Origin of the sequence: Segatella paludivivens DSM 17968 = JCM 13650 (genome assembly GCF_000373185.1) — a bacterium.
GTDB lineage: Bacteria > Bacteroidota > Bacteroidia > Bacteroidales > Bacteroidaceae > Prevotella > Prevotella paludivivens.
Genome location: NZ_KB890626.1, coordinates 51971 through 70989 on the forward strand (window position 1 = coordinate 51971; position 19019 = coordinate 70989).

General features: G+C 35.5%; 15 protein-coding genes. 6 read left to right on the plus strand and 9 right to left on the minus strand.

Going from position 1 to position 19019, the window contains the following annotated elements; translation table 11 throughout:
* Positions 1-43 precede the first annotated feature (43 nt).
* Genes B045_RS0100240 through B045_RS0100255 form a run of 4 tightly spaced genes read right to left on the minus strand, consistent with a single transcriptional unit; the run spans position 44 to position 4633 of the window.
* On the minus strand, positions 44-739 hold the full coding sequence (locus B045_RS0100240; RefSeq protein WP_025882904.1) for a hypothetical protein: 696 nt from the start codon (positions 737-739) through the stop codon (positions 44-46).
* 12 nt (positions 740-751) lie between these two features.
* Positions 752-2044, minus strand: a complete 1293-nt coding sequence (locus tag B045_RS0100245) for a Na+/H+ antiporter NhaC family protein (RefSeq protein ID WP_026234280.1) — start codon at positions 2042-2044, stop codon at positions 752-754.
* 13 nt (positions 2045-2057) lie between these two features.
* Complete coding sequence (locus B045_RS0100250) at positions 2058-3554, minus strand: UxaA family hydrolase (protein ID WP_018462253.1); 1497 nt, start codon at positions 3552-3554, stop codon at positions 2058-2060.
* Between the two features lie 14 nt (positions 3555-3568).
* The gene (locus B045_RS0100255) at positions 3569-4633 is read right to left on the minus strand and encodes a LacI family DNA-binding transcriptional regulator (RefSeq protein WP_018462254.1); all 1065 of its coding nucleotides are present in this window, start codon (positions 4631-4633) and stop codon (positions 3569-3571) included.
* A gap of 246 nt (positions 4634-4879) precedes the next feature.
* Here B045_RS0100255 and B045_RS0100260 point away from each other — a divergent pair, with 246 nt between their 5' ends.
* From B045_RS0100260 to B045_RS0100275, 4 genes are read left to right on the plus strand one after another with little or no spacing between them, the layout of a single operon-like run.
* Entirely contained in the window at positions 4880-5902 is a 1023-nt protein-coding gene (locus B045_RS0100260) for a sugar kinase (RefSeq protein WP_018462255.1), read from the plus strand.
* A 26-nt stretch (positions 5903-5928) separates the two neighbouring features.
* Positions 5929-6600, plus strand: coding sequence for a bifunctional 4-hydroxy-2-oxoglutarate aldolase/2-dehydro-3-deoxy-phosphogluconate aldolase (locus B045_RS0100265; protein ID WP_025882907.1), 672 nt, complete (start codon positions 5929-5931; stop codon positions 6598-6600).
* Positions 6601-6625: 25 nt separating this feature from the next.
* Entirely contained in the window at positions 6626-10060 is a 3435-nt protein-coding gene (locus B045_RS0100270; RefSeq protein ID WP_018462257.1) for a sensor histidine kinase, read from the plus strand.
* A 6-nt stretch (positions 10061-10066) separates the two neighbouring features.
* Positions 10067-10792, plus strand: a complete 726-nt coding sequence (locus B045_RS0100275; RefSeq protein WP_018462258.1) for a DUF5932 domain-containing protein — start codon at positions 10067-10069, stop codon at positions 10790-10792.
* Between the two features lie 210 nt (positions 10793-11002).
* Here B045_RS0100275 and B045_RS15215 read toward each other — a convergent pair whose 3' ends face one another.
* From B045_RS15215 to yihA, 3 genes are all read right to left on the minus strand, one after another.
* Positions 11003-11305: a hypothetical protein gene (locus B045_RS15215; protein WP_154650068.1), complete on the minus strand. Its 303-nt coding sequence runs from the start codon at positions 11303-11305 to the stop codon at positions 11003-11005.
* A 74-nt stretch (positions 11306-11379) separates the two neighbouring features.
* Entirely contained in the window at positions 11380-13155 is a 1776-nt protein-coding gene (gene abc-f / locus B045_RS0100285; protein WP_018462260.1) for a ribosomal protection-like ABC-F family protein, read from the minus strand.
* Positions 13156-13752 (minus strand): ribosome biogenesis GTP-binding protein YihA/YsxC, encoded by a 597-nt coding sequence (gene yihA / locus B045_RS0100290; protein ID WP_018462261.1) that lies wholly within the window; start codon positions 13750-13752, stop codon positions 13156-13158.
* A 68-nt stretch (positions 13753-13820) separates the two neighbouring features.
* On the opposite strand from yihA, the gene B045_RS0100295 reads away from it, so the two are divergent.
* Both B045_RS0100295 and B045_RS0100300 read left to right on the plus strand, forming a co-directional pair.
* Positions 13821-14804, plus strand: coding sequence for a Gfo/Idh/MocA family protein (locus B045_RS0100295; protein WP_018462262.1), 984 nt, complete (start codon positions 13821-13823; stop codon positions 14802-14804).
* A 14-nt stretch (positions 14805-14818) separates the two neighbouring features.
* Positions 14819-15955 (plus strand): DUF4421 domain-containing protein, encoded by a 1137-nt coding sequence (locus B045_RS0100300; protein WP_240470527.1) that lies wholly within the window; start codon positions 14819-14821, stop codon positions 15953-15955.
* A 3-nt stretch (positions 15956-15958) separates the two neighbouring features.
* On the opposite strand, the gene B045_RS0100305 is transcribed toward B045_RS0100300, so the two are convergent.
* Both B045_RS0100305 and B045_RS0100310 read right to left on the minus strand, forming a co-directional pair.
* A complete protein-coding gene (locus B045_RS0100305; RefSeq protein ID WP_018462264.1) occupies positions 15959-16801 on the minus strand; it encodes an N-acetylmuramoyl-L-alanine amidase-like domain-containing protein in 843 nt (280 codons plus the stop codon).
* Between the two features lie 5 nt (positions 16802-16806).
* Positions 16807-19017, minus strand: coding sequence for a RelA/SpoT family protein (locus B045_RS0100310; RefSeq protein ID WP_018462265.1), 2211 nt, complete (start codon positions 19015-19017; stop codon positions 16807-16809).
* Positions 19018-19019 lie beyond the last annotated feature (2 nt).

Genomic DNA, 19019 nt, shown 5'->3' on the forward strand with positions numbered 1-19019 from the left:
CAGTAAAAGACTTTAACTGCAAAATAAATTAATGTTATTTTGCTTATTCTTCTATTTCAGACAGGCTATGGGAGAAATTAGATATGAAATTACTCGTCGTTTCTATTGGGGCGTAATCAACATATCTAAGGCTACGACGCAAATTCTTTCTAAGTACTTTTTGATTATTGTGCACAAAAACGCGATTTCCCTGCCTAAAATGCCAATCTTCTGTGTCTTTTTCAACATTTTCTATTGACCTTAGTGTGTAAAGCACAGCACTCTTCTCCTGTTGCTTTACAAAAGGAAGTTCTTTCGCTTCAAATCCAAACAAACTTATCAAAATGCTTCCTTGAAGCTGTGCAAATCTTGAAATATGCAATTTTGATAACCAATTGTCAAGTTTTACAAAATCAACACTATTACCTCGTGTTCTTAGGTATTGTCCTAATTGGATGATGCCCCTGACAGGAATACCATGATTCATTGTTGCGTTTACATTACTTGCAATAATTCTTAATAAGTAGATTGTTTCTACAGATGTATCAATAGCATGACGTTCTTCCTCCTGAATTTTCTTTAATCTTGCTTTCAAAATAGGATTTGACATTGTAACTTCTCCAGCAGGCATTTCTGCAATATTTTTCATCAAGCCCATTAGTTTCTTCATCTTAAACTTAGACATAGGTTCAAGAGATTCTTTTGTAGAGAAGTTATCAATTCTCAATTTAGCAAATAGATTCCGGTGTATAATGTTCATAACTATAATTTATTAAGAATACTTTTTAGGATATCTGAAAATAATCGCCAATGTAGCTGCCAATCCAATTGCTATAGGGTAGTATAGATATGGCACTATTTGCATAGGATTAAGATTTGCCAATCCAGCAGCAAGAAGCATCTGAACACCATATGGGATGATGCCTTGAACACAACAAGAAAAAGTATCCAATATACTTGCAGCTTTTCGGTTATCAACGCCAAAGCGATCACCAATTTTCTTAGATATTCCTCCCACAGTTAATATAGCAACTGTATTATTGGCTGTACATAAATTCACGAAAGAGACTAACGCTGCAATAGAAAATTCAGCACCTCTTTTACCAGATATCTTGTTGGTTATCTTTTCTATAATATAATCGATTCCGCCATTTGCTTTTATGATTTCAAGCATACCACCAGCCAACATCGCTATTATAACAAGCTCTCCCATACTCAAGATTCCATTACCCATTGAACCAAACCAACCATAAAGATTATAATCACCATCAAAAATGCCTATAATGCCACATAGAAATAAGCCTATTGTTAAAACGCCCATGACGTTAATACCCATTACAGCTGTTATCAAAACAGCTATATATGGTATTACCTTCAAGTATTCAACTTGCCCAACATGTGCCGGCGCATTGAAATCAGCTCCCATAAAAGCATATATAGCCAAAACTATTATTGCCGCTGGTGCCACAATAATAGCATTAACCTTGAACTTGTCTGACATATTGCAATTCTGAGTCTGCGTCGCCACAACAGTAGTATCAGAAATAAATGAAAGATTATCACCAAAGTATGCTCCACCAACAACAATTGCAGTAATTAGCGGAACATTTGAACCAGTGGAATGGGCAATTCCAGCAGCTATTGGCACCAATGCAACAACTGTTCCAACACTTGTACCTATAGAAATAGAGATAAAGCATGCTGCCAAAAATAAACCTGGCAAGACTAAACTTGCCGGTAAAAAATTGAGAGCCATATTAACTGTAGCATCAATAGCTCCCATACTTTTTGCAGAAGCCGCAAATGCCCCCGCTAGTACATATATCCAAAGCATGAGCATTAGATTGCTAGCACCAGCACCTTTACTAAATGTATCTATCCTCTTTTTTACAGGGATACCGCCTGAAATAATTACAGCATAAATGCTTGAAATCATAAAAGCTACACTTAGTGACAGATTTGGTTCTTTGTCTGTCTTATTTACTGAATAAATAGTAAACATGACTATGAATACTATCAAAACAAATAAAGGCGATAGGGCCAGTAATCCTTTTTTATTGCTCAATTGTTATTTTTATTTATAAAGTAACACCATTCTTAAATATAGAGATTTCTCTGTATTCATTAATTTCATTTCTAACAAGTTCTCCACTAGCCACAGAAATGACTTTGTCAATAAACTTATTAAGAACATCTTTCATATCGCTACCTTCAATAAGTTCGCCAGCATTGAAATCAATCCAATTTGGCTTGTTGTTAAATAGGGTAGAGTTTGTGCTTATCTTCATTGTTGGAACGAATGTACCAAATGGCGTGCCACGTCCAGTTGTAAATAGCACTAATTGGCAACCAGCTGAAGCTAAAGCTGTAGATGCGACTAAGTCATTTCCTGGAGCTGAAAGTAAGTTTAGTCCTTCATCGCATAAACGATCACCGTATTCCAAGACTCCGTTTACTTTAGCACGACCACATTTCTGTGTACATCCCAAAGCCTTATCTTCCAATGTTGAAATTCCACCAGCCTTATTTCCTGGTGAAGGGTTTTCGCCAACTGGTTCACCATGACTGATAAAGTATTCCTTAAAGTTATTAATTAAACTAACCGTCTTGCTAAACAACTCAGGAGTTTTGCATCTGTTCATCAAAATTGTCTCAGCTCCAAACATTTCAGGAACCTCTGTCAGAACACTTGTTCCTCCCTGTGCGACCAACCAGTCAGACAATTCTCCAACAAGTGGATTTGCTGTTATACCACTAAAGCCATCACTTCCTCCGCATTTTAGTCCAATTCGCAACTTACTAAGTGGTACATCCTCGCGTTTATCATCCTTAGCCAAAGAGTAGAGGTCTCTCAATATTTTCATACCCTCTTCAATTTCATCGCCTTTTACCTTTTGGGTAACAAGAAGCTTGATGCGGTCTTTATCATAATCGCCAAGCATTTCCATGAACGCGTCAGGTTGGTTGTTTTCACAGCCTAAAGAAAGAACCAATACACCACCAGTGTTTGGATGCAGACAAATATCACGTAATATCTTACGAGTATTCTCATGATCGCCACTTAACTGCGAGCAACCATAATTGTGATGCCATGCGTGTATAGCATCAACGCCTTCCAATTTAGTCTCTTGTTTTAATTTTTCGACCAATTTTTCAGCGACTCCATTTACACATCCTACAGTAGGTACAATCCATATTTCATTTCGTGTTCCTACTTCACCGTTCTTACGTATATACCCCTTAAACTTTTTGTTCTCATTTTTTACATTAAGTTCTTCATTGACAGGCGAATATGTATATTCTAAAGTACCAGCTAAATTCGTCTTCAAGTTATTTTCGTTTACCCATTCTCCAGCTTTTAAATTGACTTTAGCATGACCAATAGGGTAACCGTATTTAATGATATCAACACCCTCTTCTGTATCATGAATTAGGATTTTATGACCAGATGGAGTATCTTGCAATATAGTGATATCCTCACCATCAACATTAATAATCTCTCCTTTTTGAAGAGGTCTAAGACAGACAACAACAGAGTCAGCCTTATTAATTTTCAGTACAGTAGTTTGTTTCATTTGTTATGTAGTATTTATAATTGAGTTCTACGATAGAAGTCAACATTTTCTTTCAATAGTAATTCTATAGGCATATAATTTACAGGTTGAACTTTTTTCTTCAGCACAATAGCTTTAAAAAGAGCTTCAACACAACTATATCCTTGTTGGTATGCATGCTGTGCTATAAGGAACGAAATACTACCTTGTCTTAGGCACTCTGCATTTTTTCCGACCATATCATATCCCATAATTTGAACATCACGTCGATTTGTTCTAAGCAAGAACTCACCAACAATATGAGCTTTTGAATTAAGCGTTATGCAATGATGCAATTGTGGATGCTCATTAAAGAAATCATCAAGTATAGTATCATATTCTGTCTTGCTGTTATCAAGTGACAAGTTAACCTCTAATATTTTTATATCAGGGAAGTGATCTCTCATATAATGTCTGAAACCAACTTCACGGTTAGCCTGCTGCTTACTAACAACCCTACCTGATTTCATCTGTTTCATAATCATAATTTCAGTATCATTTGCAGCAACCATCATCATAATTTTTGCAGCAAAATATCCACTGCTGAAAGAATCCTGACCATAGAATGAAAGCGGCAATAGGTCTGGCATATAAGAGTCAAGCATTATAAAAGGAATATTAGACTCATGCAACTTATCTGTAAACAGACGAGTTATATCTAGTTCCGCAGGAACAACAATAACACCATCAGGATTATTAGCCAGACATTCTTCGCTTTTTTCAGTAAAAGACTCATCGCTAAATCTTTCATAATACATTATTCTGACATCAATATTGAAGTCACGTCTTGACTCCATAGCCTTGTTGGCACCTTCTTCTATTTCTTCCCAATACGTTTCCTGTTCATGATTTGGAATGAAAAGATAGAAGGTATACGACTTGTTGTATGCTAATGCACTAGCATACATATTAGGCTGATAGTTCATCTCCTTGAGAGCTTTCTCCACTTTTTCTCTAGCTGGAGGTGACACATTAGGACGATTGTGCAGAACACGGTCTACTGTCCCGACAGAAACTCCCGCCATTTCGGCGATGTCTTTAATTCTTATTTTTTCAGTCATAGTCTTAAGTAATAACCGCAAACGCATTATACCTTATATAATAAGGGCTGTGTGCGCCCACGAGTAGGTGTTATTGTTGGCAAATATAGTAATAAATATTGAATTGTGCGTGCGCACAACCATTTATTTTAGCTAAAACCTCATTTTTTTTTCATTTTATTTTCTAAATTGCAAAATTATAGTTATTTTTGCGATGACAAACAAGTTATAATTAATCTATAACAAACAATTAAATTAAAGATTAAAATGGGTAAAATCGTTACATTAGGTGAGATTATGCTTCGCCTTTCACCTGAAGGCAATTATCGTTTCGTCCAGACTGATTCTTTCAGAATTATACCTGGAGGCGGTGAGGCCAATGTTGCCGTTAGTTTAGCTAATTACGGTCATGATACATATTTCGTATCAAAACTTCCAAAACACGAAATCGGTCAGATTGCAGTAAACGCACTTCGTCGCTATGGAGTTAATACTGATTTTATTGCAAGAGGTGGTGATAGAGTAGGTCTTTATTACGCAGAAACAGGAGCTAGCATGCGCCCTTCTAAAGTCATTTACGACAGAGCCAACAGTGCTATTGCTGAAGCAGAAACATCTGATTTTGATTTTGATGCTATTATGGAAGGTGCAGATTGGTTTCATTGGAGTGGTATAACACCAGCAATAAGTGACAAAGCTGCAGAACTAACTAAATTAGCATGTGAAGCTGCTAAGCGTCATAATGTAACCGTATCTGTAGACTTGAACTTCAGAAAGAAATTATGGACTTCTGAAAAGGCGATATCAGTAATGAAACCTCTTATGAAATATGTCGATGTTTGTATTGGCAATGAAGAGGATGCACAACTTTGTCTTGGTTTCAAACCAGATGCAGACGTAGAAGGTGGAAAGACTGATGCTGAGGGATACTATGGCATTTTCAAGGGAATGATGAAAGAATTTGGATTCAAGTATGTTGTTTCAACACTTCGTGAAAGTCTGTCTGCTACACATAATGGTTGGAAAGCTTTGATTTACGACGGAAAAGAATTCTACCAAAGCAAACATTATGATATTAATCCTATTATAGATCGTGTTGGCGGTGGTGACTCGTTCTCTGGTGGTTTAATTCATGGAATGCTAACATATAAGGATCAAGCTAAAGCCTTGGAATTCGCAGTTGCTGCAAGTGCACTGAAGCATACTATACCTGGAGATTTTAATCAGGTATCTTTGGCAGAAGTAGAAAGTCTTGCCGGTGGAAATGCTAACGGTCGTGTTCAACGCTAAACTAAGAACTTATAACAAAAAATATAATGGCAAGATTTAATAAAGTACAAGTTATTTGCGCTATGAAAGAAACTGGTATGGTTCCAGTATTCTATAATAGTGATATTAATATATGTAAAAACGTAATAAAGGCTTGTTACGAAGGTGGTGTTCGTGTTTTCGAATTCACTAATCGTGGTGACTTCGCACATGAGATATTTGGTGAGTTAGTAAAATGGGCATCAAAAGATTGTCCAAAACTTATCCTTGGTGCTGGCACCATTCTTGATGCAGCAACAGCAGCATTATATATGCAACTTGGTGCAAACTTCATTGTTGGACCAAATTTCAATCCAGAAATAGCACCAGTATGTAACCGTCGCCTAGTTCCTTATTCTCCTGGTTGCGGAAGCGTAAGCGAAATGAGTAATGCTCAAGCTGCAGGATGTGATGTAACAAAGGTATTTCCAGCAGGTAATGTTGGTGGTCCTTCATTTGTAAAGAATGTACTTGGTCCACTACGTTGGAGCAATATCATGGTTACAGGTGCTGTATCTCCAGATGAGGAAAATCTGACATCATGGATTAAAGCTGGTGTGCTTTGTGTGGGTATGGGCTCTAAATTGTTCCCAAAAGAAACCATAGCATCAGGAAACTGGCAAGCCATAACAGACAAATGTAAAGAATCATTAGGATATATTGCAAAGGCAAGAAATTAAATATAACATTGTAAAAGGCTTCTTAATGCTTATATGCATAGGAAGCCTTTTCTGTTTTTCAGCATGTTCACCGTCAAATAAGGACGAGGTAGATATGCTGAATGCAAAATCTTACGCATTTCATTACAGAAATCTAGACTCAACATATACTTACGCACGAAAAGCTTTTTTACTTTCAGACGGTTATCCTGAAGGTAAAGCTGAAGCTTTGAATAATTTAGCTTTCGTTAGTACGATCCGTATGAATTACAGCGGAGCGTACAAACTACTAAAAAACATAGCAGGTTATACAGACAATCAAATAGAGTTACTAGTTGCAGATGTTCAATGCATGCGCCTTTGTCAAAGACAGTCACGTAATAAGGATTTTTATTCATATCGCGAAAGTGCATTGCGCAAAATGGGGCGAATTGAGGAAGAAAAGAAAGAATTGACAGATCGCCAGATTATGCGTCTTACTTATGCCACAACAGAATTTCATATTATCAATTCAACTTACTTCTACTATGTAGGATTAAAAAATCAATCTGCAGATGCTCTGAAGAAAATAGATCCATTCGGTCCGATACAAAAAGATACCGCACAATTATTATCATATTTTTATAATATTGGATCAGGAGGAATTATAACAAAAGGTACTAGCAAAGACATCAGTCAAGAAGAATTTGACTACTTAATGCGCTGTTATATCCTATCAAAAAGATATCATTATCCATTTTGGGAAGCAAACTCTATGCAAGCAATAAGTGAGCATCTACAAGAGTCTAAAACAAGAGATTATCTTATTGCAAATAATCTTCCAGATATTAAATTCGTCAATACAGATTACATGTCAGATTCTCTTTTAGCAGGAAATTTGGCACAACGTTCTCTAAACATTTTTTCTAAATATGGTGATGTTTACCAAATTGCCGGTTCATATAGGACATTAGCTCAATGTTATTGGCAAATAAAAGATTATAATTCGGCCATTACATGCCTAAATAATGCATTGTATATAAACCCTATTATTGAAAGAGCCCCGGATTTAGTATCATCTATCAGAGAACAATTGTCTCTAGCATATTCAGCTATTGATAATAAGCCATTAAGTGATTATAACAGAAACATATACCTTGACATACAAGAAAAGACACGCCAAGATAGGCTATTAGAAGCTCGCGCTGAGCAACTTGATAAATCGTCTTCAACCCTGAATATAATGATTTTAGCCGTTGTAATGATGATTATTCTTGTACTAGTTCTATTATTTATATTTGACAGGATGCGTCAAAAAACTGATAAGAATTTTTCTATTGATAGCCTGCTTAAGCCATTACGTCAATGGCAATATGATGAAGAACAAAGTATCAGACAACGAAAAGAGGACTATGAGGATATCTCAGAAAAAATTCAAATTGAAAATTTACACCTTTCAAACAATATTAAACGTAATCTTGAACAGCGCGCAAAAGTATCATTGGTAAACAGCATTTTACCATTCATCAACAGAATAATAAATGAGATAAAATGCCTTGAATCTCGTGAAGAGTCTGAAGAAATACGTAAATATAGATATTCATATATCAGCGAATTAACAGATAAAATTATTGACTACAATAATATCCTTACACATTGGATACAACTCCGCCAAGGTCAACTTAGCATGCATATTGAAAGTTTTAGACTGCAGTCGTTATTTGATATTGTGAGTAACGGAAGTATGGGATTCAATCTTAAAGGCATTGATTTAATTATCAAGCCTACAGAAGCTGTTGTTAAAGCAGACAAAATTCTAACTTTGTTTATGATTAACACTCTTGCCGATAATGCTAGAAAATTTACACCGCCAACTGGTAAGGTTATTATAGCTGGTGAAGAGCATGATGAATATGTAGAAATATCAATACTCGATACAGGGGAAGGTATGACAGAGGAGGAGACTGCTAAAATTTTTGAACACAAAACAATTATTGATGAGAAATTGGACGATAGTCAAAAAGCAGAAATGTCGCATGGTTTTGGATTGATGAATTGCAAAGGTATAATTGAACGGTATTACAAAATTAGTCAAATATTTTCTGTTTGTTCCATTTACGCAGAGAGCAAGAAAGGGCAGGGGAGCCGCTTCGCATTTAGACTACCTAAAGGCATGATGCGCACATTATTACTAATCTGTATATGCTTTGGTTCTCTATCTTCTTTCGCGGCTAAAAACGCAAATCTAGCTGTTGCTGAAAAATATGCTGACAGTGCCTATTATAGTAACATAAAAAGGACTTATACCAAAACATTGATATATTCTAACTTATGTAGGCATTACTTAAACAAATATTACAAATCGAAATATATCAACGGAAAAGATACCATGAAATATATTGGTAGTGAGACCATTCCTGCAGAAATAGCATGGTTTCGCTCACATCTTAAGACTAACTATGACGTGATTCTAGATATAAGAAACGAAACGGCTGTTGCAGCTTTAGCTTTGCATTTATGGGATGTATATCATTATAACAATAGATTATATACACAACTATTCAGAGAACGCTCCGCAGACAACACTTTAGGAGAATATGTAATAGTGATGCAAAAATCAGAAAACAACAAAAATGTTGCGATAATATTACTTATAATAATGCTCATATCTATATTCCCTGCTTATTATTTTCTGTATTATCGGCATCGGCTTTACTATCGATTATGTCTAGAGAAAGTCAATAATATAAATAATGTTCTGCTTTCTGATATAGATTCTTCGAATAAACTAGAAAAGATCATTAAGATATGGAATGACGCAAATAAACTTTTGAAGACTTCTGATTCGCAGTTGAATGATGTTGTTAAAAAGATAGAAAGCGCATTACTAACAAGTCTTGAGGAAGACAAAAAACAGACTGTTAGTACTGAGGCCGCTGTTGACGAACTACGCAAGTTAGAGTACGAGAATGAACGTTTGCATATCAGTAATAATGTTCTTGATAACTGTCTTTCAACCTTGAAACATGAAACGATGTATTACCCTTCCAGAATAAGGCAACTTGTAGACTCTCAAGAAGACAATCTCAATGCTATAAGTGAGACAGCAAACTATTACAGACAGTTATATACTCTGCTTAGTTTACAAGCCATGAGGCAGATTGATGCTAATATTAAAATTGATGAAGCACTAATAAAATATCTGTTCGATCTGTTAAAAAAACTTAGTGGTGAAAAAACATTTGAAAAAAATATATCAAGTAGGGACAAAAACTACGTTAGTATAAAAATCACATTGCTATCTTTGCAGCTTGACGCTAAACAATGTGCAGAATTGTTTACTCCAGCATCTGTTAATATTGAATACATGATATGCCGACAGATTGTCAGAGAAATTGGAGAAGCAAGCAATTTGCGCGGTTGTGGAATACAGGCTTCTAATAGCGTGTCTGGTGGAGTAGATATAGAGTTAGAACTCCCATCTAAACTGAACATTATATAAAAAAATATGGATAATTTTAAAATCATAATTGTTGAGGATGTGCCTCTTGAACTAAAAGGTACAGAAGGTATTATTCGTAATGATATTCCTGAGGCTCAGATTATTGGTACGGCTGAAAATGAGGCAACTTATTGGAAGCTTCTTAAAGTACAAATTCCTGATTTGGTTCTTTTGGATCTAGGATTAGGTGGAAGTACAACTGTTGGAGTTGAAATTTGCCGACACACAAAAGAAACTTATCCGAACATAAAGGTCCTTATTTTCACAGGTGAAATACTTAACGAAAAGCTATGGGTTGACGTTCTAGACGCAGGATGCGATGGAATTATCCTAAAAAGTGGCGAACTTCTTACTAGGGGAGACGTAGCTAGCGTAATGAATGGCAAAAAACTCGTTTTTAATCAGCCAATACTTGAAAAGATTGTTTCAAAATTCATGGAAAGTGTGAAAAATCAAATCATGAGACAAGAAGCATTTGTTGATTATGAAATTGACGAATACGATGAACGTTTTCTACGCCACCTTGCACTTGGATATACTAAAGAACAGATAACCAACTTACATGGAATGCCTTTTGGAGTGAAAAGTTTGGAAAAACGTCAAAACGAATTAGTGCAGAAATTATTTCCTAATGGCAATGGTAGGGTTGGAGTGAATGCAACTCGCCTTGTTGTTCGTGCTATCGAATTAAGAATTATAGATATAGACAATATTCACCCTGATGAGGAATAATCGATTACTAAAAATAACAAGTTATTCTGCAGTAGTATTGGCATCATGTCAGTTATTACTCATTCTGGTTTCGTGGTTCATAACGGCTGCGATACCAGATTTAAATATGCATTCTCTATTAAGCAGTGAAGGCATAAGATGGTTTATGGGACAATTCACATATAACATTGCATCACCAATCTTAGCTTTGATTACTGTAGCCAGCATTGCTTATGGATGCTTGGTTACATCAGGACTGCTGGGCATCAAGCTACATATGGATATACGACAAAGGTTGGCTATACGTCTTGCATCATTAGAGGTTATCATTTTTATAGTCGCCATATTACTTTTGACAATAGTTCCACATGCTGTGCTATTAAACATTGACGGACATATATTAAGCACTAACTTTCTTATATGCATGATATCGTATATATCATTCGCAATATTAGTAATATCTGCAACATATTCAATATCCGTAGGACGAATTACTTCTATTTCAGGCCTATTTACGGTTATGTGTGAAGGCATAAAAAAAGCGGCTCCAATATATATAATCTATATTCTCGCCGCTCAATTATATTATTCTATTTTATTTGTATTTTTTAGCTGAGTTCTGACAATTCAAGCCAGCGCATTCCTTTTTCATCAAGATCATCTTTTATGATTGGTAAACGCTTACTCTTTTCTGTTAGTTCGTCCACGCTAAGAGTACCTGAACAAAGTTCTTCTTCCAATTGTTTTTGTTCATTCTCCAACTGTTCAATCTCTTCGCCAAGACATTTGAATTCCATATTTTCCTTGAAACTCATTTTACGCTTAGTAACATTGTGATAATCTGATTTTTGCTCTTTATTTTTGCTTTCAGACTTATCATCTTCTTTAGCTTTCAGACTTTCCCATTCTCTATATTGAGTATAATTTCCTGGAAAATCCTTAACCACGCCATTGCCTTTAAAAACTAGTAAATGATCGACAGCCTTGTCCATAAAGTATCTATCATGACTTACAACGATAACACATCCAGGAAAGTCTTGAAGATATTCTTCAAATATTTGCAAAGTCTGAATATCAAGATCATTTGTTGGCTCATCCAACACCAAGAAGTTTGGATTTGTCATAAGCACCTCACACAAATACAGTTTTCGTCTTTCACCACCACTAAGCTTATACACATAATTATGTTGCTGTTCGGGTGTAAACATGAAATATTGCAAGAATTGGCTCGCAGTCATGTGACGGCCTTTACCTAGATCTATATCTTCAGCTATATCTGTGATGACGTCAATTACTTTTTGCTGATCATCAAATACCATTCCTTGTTGCGAGAAATATCCAAATCTCACAGTCTCACCAATATCAAATTTTCCACTATCAGGTTTGACTTCACCAAGAAGCATCTTAATAAATGTAGATTTGCCTGTACCATTATTACCGACAATTCCCATTTTTTCAAATCGTGCGAAATTATAATAGAAGTCCTTTAGAATTACTTCATTCTCATTCCATGCCTTACTTACATATTGACATTCAAAAATCTTTGAGCCTATGTAGACATTGCCAGCTTTCAATCTTATTTGACGCTCTTCAATACGCTGTTTAGCCTTAGCCTGCAAATCATCGAAAGCATCCTCACGATATTTCGCTTTATGCCCACGAGCCTGTGGCATCCTTCTCATCCATTCCAACTCACTTTTATAAAGATTATTGGCTCTGGCTATTTCGCTCCTTGTATTATCTATTCTCTCTTGTCTTTTTTCAAGATAATAGCTATAATTTCCGCGATATACGTAAATCTGCTGATTATCTAATTCCAATATCGTATTACATACTCTGTCAAGGAAAAATCGGTCATGGGTAACCATTAACAAAGTTTTATTGCCTCTGTTCAAATATCCCTCCAACCATTCAATCATTTCAAGATCCAAATGGTTAGTTGGTTCGTCCATTATAATGAAATTCGGTTCTGTGATGAGCACGTTAGCTAAGGCAACACGTTTTTGTTGTCCTCCACTAAGCTGTCCCATCGGTTGCTCAAAATTCTTAATCTTTAATTGCGTAAGAATCTGCTTGTATTTAATTATCTTTTCTTCAGAATTTTCATGATTAAAACAAGCTTCAATTACACTCTCATCATTATTGAATTTAGGACTCTGCTCCAGATAACCAATCTTAAGATCATTCCTGTAGATTATACTTCCATTATCCTTACCTTCTTTATCCGTCAATATTGACAATAGGGTAGACTTGCCAGTTCCGTTTTTTGCAACAAGTCCAACCTTCTGACCCTCGCTTACAGAAAATGATATATTATCAAACAACACTTGCGAACCAAAACTCTTAGTCAAGTTCTGTACGTCAAGATATGGTATTTGTGCCATTTATAGATTTTTATTTATTCCGTCAATGTAATCAAGTACTTCATCTCTTCCATTTTTCTTTTCAGAAGATGTTATGAAATATGGCGGAAGAGTTTCCCATCTGTCTGTCAACTTGTTCATCCAATCCTGTGCGTTCTGTCTTGCCTTTCCTGGCCCCAACTTATCTGCCTTTGTAAATATTATAGTAAAAGGCACATTACTTTCACCAAGCCAATCAATAAACTCACGATCAATTTTTTGCTGTTCGTGCCTTATATCAATAAGTACAAAAACAGTTACCAATTGTTCACGTTGCAATATATATGACGAAATCATTTTCTCCAATCTCTGCGTTATCGATTTTGAATGTTTTGCAAATCCATAACCTGGCAGGTCAACAATATACCATTCATTATTGATAATAAAATGGTTTATCAACAATGTCTTACCTGGAGTAGATGACGTCTTAGCAAGCTTTTTGTTATTGCAAAGCATGTTTATGAGGCTTGATTTTCCGACATTCGATCTTCCGATAAATGCGTATTCAGGCTTATCATCTTTAGGACATTTGCTCACTAATGGTGCTGATATTACGAATTCTGCTTTCTTTATTTCCATATTGGGGTTCTTTTTTGTTTGCAAAGATAATAAAAAATATTATCTTTGCATCTTAAATAGCATTATATATGAAGTTAATAAGTTGGGGATTTATTGGTTGTGGTGAGGTTACCGAGAAAAAATCGGGACCAGCTTTCAATGAAGTTGAAGGTTCACATGTCGAAGCTGTTATGAGTCGCAGTGAGTCAAAAGCTCGTTCTTATGCAGAAAGACATAATATACCAAAATGGTATACTGATGCACAGGAGCTGGTGGATGACCCGAACATCAATGCAATCTATATTGCTACACCTCCTTCAAGTCATGCTACATTTGCTATTATGGCCATGAAAGCAGGCAAACCTGTATATGTAGAAAAGCCACTTGCTGCGAGTTATGAGGACTGTGCACGTATAAACAGAATCAGTGAGCAGACAGGAGTGCCATGTTTCGTAGCATATTATCGTCGCTATTTACCATATTTTCAACGCGTAAGAGATATTGTCAACAATGGCATAATAGGTGAAGTAACGAATGTACAGGTTAGGTTTTCTGTTCCACCACGCTATTTAGACTATAATAGTCATGAGTCACTTCCTTGGCGTTTACAGCCTGATATTGCAGGAGGTGGATACTTTTATGACTTAGCTCCTCATCAATTGGATATTCTCCAAGAGTTATTCGGAGTAATTATCCGTGCGCATGGTTATTGTGCTAATCGTGCGCATTTATACAAAGCTGAAGATACGATCAGTGCATGCTTCTTGTTTGAGAGCGGTCTGCCAGGTAGTGGATCATGGTGTTTCGTAGGGCATCAAAGTGCCAAAGAAGACTGTATTGAAATAATAGGAGACAAAGGGTCTGTATCTTTTTCAGTATTCAACTATGATCCAATAAGATTAGTAACAAGTGAAGGAAACATGAATATCGTTGTTCCAAATCCTCCCTATGTTCAATTACCTATTATCAAATCTGTCATAGAAGATCTTCAAGGTTTTGGGGCGTGCACATGTACAAGTGTGAGTGCTACTCCTGTTAATTGGGTTATGGATAGAATATTAGGAAAACTTTAAACCATATTTTGGCTTTGAGAAAATATATATTTATATTTGCTTTCTTCATTCTGCAAGTCCAGCAAATTTATGCCGACAACAACGGGCATAACATTCCTGACTCTATTTTTTCAGACAGTACACAACTGCCTGAAAAAAGATGTGGAAAGCATTTAAAGAATAGTTTTCTTGATCGCCTTTATGATATAGCAAAAGATTTTTCTCGTATTGACACTAATTATATTGAACCGCAACATTATAACTATGCCTTCATGCTCCAAAACACCAACACCTATGAGATATATAGGTTACAAACTGGTAGAAATATGACGGTGACGTTTAAGCCTGATTTGAGTGTAAAGTTTGGACCATATTTTGGATGGCGTTGGATTTTCCTTGGTTATACTCTAGACGTATCACATATAGGCGGCTCAAACAACAAACACGAATTTGACGTAAGCCTTTATAGTAATCAAATAGGATTAGATGTATTTTATAGAACATCAGGAAACGACTATCACATTAGTAATTTGACCCTCGATAAAAAAGATAATACAAGAAATATTGATGGTGCACCTTTTAGTGGTCTGAAATCAAGTATAAGAGGATTTAATCTTTATTATATAACGAATCATCATAAGTTCTCATATCCAGCAGCATATAGCCAAAGCACATGTCAGCGTATCAGTGCTGGTTCACTACTTTTCGGTATTGGATTTACGAGTCAAAAACTTAGTGTTGATTGGGGGGCTTTAGCAGAAACAATGAATAAATATCTTGGTAAAGAATTGACAGAAACTGTTTTCGATAGCTCACTTGTTAAAGGAGAAGTGAATTACGATGATTTGGCATTGCAAGTTGGATATGGATATAATTGGGTTTTTGCAAGAAACTGTCTTTTTAATGCATCACTCTCATTGGCTTTGGCATATAAACATTCAAGTGGAGATTCTGACCATAGGAATTTTACTTTCCATGATTTCAATTTTGATAATTTCAATATTGATGGAGTATCACGTTTTGGAATCGTTTGGAATAATACTAAATGGTATATTGGATCAAGTGCCATCCTACATGCATATAACTACCATAAATCAAATTTCTACACAAACACCGTATTTGGAAGTCTGAATTTTTATATAGGATTCAACTTTGGTCACAAGAAAAGCTAACACTTACCTTACTCTTATAACTCTTATTCCTATTTGCAATGGATGCTTTTTCATATAATCATGCAGCGTCATTGATTCTTCAACTACATTTTTTCTAATCTGACTCGCATTTAGCAGATGCAGTCCATCATTATGCCATACCGCAATGCCTATATGACTTGTATCAAGTCCAGCCTTTGATGTTAATATGGCGATGATATCACCATCCTTAATTGTACTTCTACACAAATTTGTGCTAGAAATCATGTTCTTAGGAATATATCTATATTTTTTACCAGAAAGTTCTTTTTCCATAGCACTTATGCTTCCTCTCCATTCAGGATGTTCCATCAGCATAGGATAACTTCCAACATGATTTGTCATATAGTTTGTATTCACTATCTGAATAGCAGTAAAAGGCGAACTATTCTTTTGAATTTCCATGACGAAACCATTTCTTGTATTATTAGCGATCCAATTAGAAAAATAATGTAGGCGAGAGGTATATTCCACATTGCCCCTCTCATATCTTATTTTTTGAAGATTTCGACAAAAGTCTTTAAAACTAGTCGATGATTTCTTTACACATTGTGTCAATGCCAATACATTTTCCACATAGGTAGTACAATCCAACTGACGCAAGTTTATAATCAACTGTTCTGTAGGATTTACTTCCAAAGTCTTTGCTACATAAGGCACTCCTTTTAGTCTACGTGCAAAATAAATCATCATGTTGGTGTTCTTATTTTGGCGTAATCCTTCAGCTAGCAATTTTGTTACTTTTATGCTATCAGCCTTCGTATAACTTACAGCATTTAATTGGCAAGCAAAAAGAAGCAAGAACAAACCAACGACAACTTTTTTCATAATACTTATATTCTTATAATTTGTTTGACACCTTTTACGGTCTTTAGCTTTTTGATAAGCGAATTAAGTTTACCAGTATCTTCAATCATCAAGACAAGATTTCCGCTAAACAAACCATCGTGAGAGTCTATATTTATAGATCTCATCGTAAGTTTATCTTCTTTAGAAATAATGTTAGTTATGTTGCTTACTATACCTATATCATCATTACCGATTACGCGTAATGTTATAATGTATTGATTAGAACCTTTTCCGCTCCATTTAGCATTTACTATTCTATATCCAAACCTTTTTCTAAGTTCAGGTGCATTCGGACATGATTTTCTGTGAATAGTTATTCCACCAGTAACTGTAACAAATCCAAATATATCATCACCATAAATAGGATGACAGCATTGCGCTAACTTATAATCAATACCTTTCAGGTCTCTATCAATTACAAGTACGTCATCATTTTTATATGCAAGTTCTTCGTTTGGATTTTCAAAAGCGAAGTTTTCTGCACTTTCCGTAGATTTGGCAGTATTTACATTTTGATCATGATCACGAGTCTTTATATATTTGTCTATTACAACATTCGGGTCAAGTTTCTCGTCAGCAATATCCTTATAGAAATCAGAATTTTCCTTATATCCCATCTTTTTAATCACATGAGACATTATACTTTCTTCGATTTCTATTTTCTTATTCTTAAATCTTCTCTCTATCAGTTCCTTGGCATATAAGCCATCTTTAGCTTGTGTTTCCTTCAATGCAAGGCGTATTTTCGCCTTAGCCTTAGAACTTTTCACAATATTCAACCAATCCCTTTTTGGCTTTTGGTTGCTCTGTGTAAGTATTTCAACTGTATCTCCAGAATGCAAAACCTGTCTGAAACTAACAACCTTACTATTTATTTTTCCACCCACACAGGTATTACCTATGTTTGAATGTATGTAATAAGCAAAATCAAGAATAGTCGCACCTTTAGGGAATTTAAGCAAATCACCTTTAGGAGTAAACACATAGACTTCATCCTCATACAAATCCATCCTAAACTGATCCATCAGTTGCAGGTCATCATTGTTTTCCAATGCAGCTCTTATGTTTGCCAACCAATCGTCAATTCCGCCTTCACTTTTTACGCCTTTATAACGCCAGTGAGCAGCAAGTCCATGTTCGGCTATTTCATCCATACGCTCAGTTCTGATCTGGATTTCTACCCATTTGTTTTCTGGTCCAAGAACTGTTATATGCAAACTTTCATAACCATTGCTTTTAGGTACACTTAACCAGTCACGTAGTCGCTTAGGATTAGGCTGATACATATCTGTGATTATTGAATAGACCTGCCAGCATTGCATTTTTTCCTTTTCAATAGGAGTATCAACTATAATTCTTATTGCGAACAAATCATATATACCATCAAAACCACACTTTTGCTTTTTCATCTTTTGCCAGATGGAATGAATACTTTTAGTACGACTTTTAAGATGATATTTCAATCCGCTAGATGTAAGTTTTTCGTTTATAGGTCCAACAAATCTCTTAATGTATGCGTCACGAGCTGCTTTTGTTGCGTTAAGCGATTCCTTAATCATATAATAAGCATCGTGCTCAAGATATTTCAGACTCAAGTCTTCAAGCTCACTCTTTAACTTGTACAATCCAAGTTTATGGGCGAGTGGGGCATACAGATAACTGGCTTCCTCACTCACCTGATGCTTTTCATCAACAGCATTGGTGTCACGAATTTGTCTCATCAGATTCACCCTGTCGGCAATCATGATAAGTATTACGCGCATATCTTCAGAAAACGAAATAAGTAAATTTCTGAAATTATCACTTTCGATAATTGGATTTCGTTTATACAAATCTTGTATTCTTACCAATCCGCGTATTACATGAGCTACACTCTCTCCAAACTTATCTTGCATTTCCTCTATTGTAGAGTAATTGTTTACGACAAGTGTATAAAGTAGGGTAGCAAGCACTCCGTCTCTTTTTAGTCCGATTTCATCAACAGCAATCTGTGCTGTTCTTAAAGCATGCAATATAGGATTTAAGCCAAATACGTCTCTTTGTATCTGGTTATCATATATTGCTTTTTTTAGATGCTTTATAATTTTATCTTCGTCATCAGATTTCAAAGTGTCGCCTATTGTTTCCCTCAGATGAGACATGATGTCTCGTGTCTCATCCAGCTCTGATTGTGTAAATTCAAATTTTTCTGCCATTA

Bases quoted from the DNA above. Each gene is read 5' to 3' on its own strand.
- B045_RS0100295 (WP_018462262.1), top strand. From the start codon at position 13,821: ATGAAGTTAATAAGTTGGGGATTTATTGGTTGTGGTGAGGTTACCGAG.
- yihA (WP_018462261.1), bottom strand. From the start codon at position 13,752: ATGGAAATAAAGAAAGCAGAATTCGTAATATCAGCACCATTAGTGAGC.
- B045_RS0100310 (WP_018462265.1), bottom strand. From the start codon at position 19,017: ATGGCAGAAAAATTTGAATTTACACAATCAGAGCTGGATGAGACACGA.
- B045_RS0100305 (WP_018462264.1), bottom strand. From the start codon at position 16,801: ATGAAAAAAGTTGTCGTTGGTTTGTTCTTGCTTCTTTTTGCTTGCCAA.
- B045_RS0100265 (WP_025882907.1), top strand. From the start codon at position 5,929: ATGGCAAGATTTAATAAAGTACAAGTTATTTGCGCTATGAAAGAAACT.
- B045_RS0100250 (WP_018462253.1), bottom strand. From the start codon at position 3,554: ATGAAACAAACTACTGTACTGAAAATTAATAAGGCTGACTCTGTTGTT.
- B045_RS0100275 (WP_018462258.1), top strand. From the start codon at position 10,067: ATGGATAATTTTAAAATCATAATTGTTGAGGATGTGCCTCTTGAACTA.
- abc-f (WP_018462260.1), bottom strand. From the start codon at position 13,155: ATGGCACAAATACCATATCTTGACGTACAGAACTTGACTAAGAGTTTT.
- B045_RS0100260 (WP_018462255.1), top strand. From the start codon at position 4,880: ATGGGTAAAATCGTTACATTAGGTGAGATTATGCTTCGCCTTTCACCT.
- B045_RS0100240 (WP_025882904.1), bottom strand. From the start codon at position 739: ATGAACATTATACACCGGAATCTATTTGCTAAATTGAGAATTGATAAC.
- B045_RS0100270 (WP_018462257.1), top strand. From the start codon at position 6,626: ATGCTTATATGCATAGGAAGCCTTTTCTGTTTTTCAGCATGTTCACCG.
- B045_RS0100255 (WP_018462254.1), bottom strand. From the start codon at position 4,633: ATGACTGAAAAAATAAGAATTAAAGACATCGCCGAAATGGCGGGAGTT.
- B045_RS15215 (WP_154650068.1), bottom strand. From the start codon at position 11,305: ATGCCTTCACACATAACCGTAAATAGGCCTGAAATAGAAGTAATTCGT.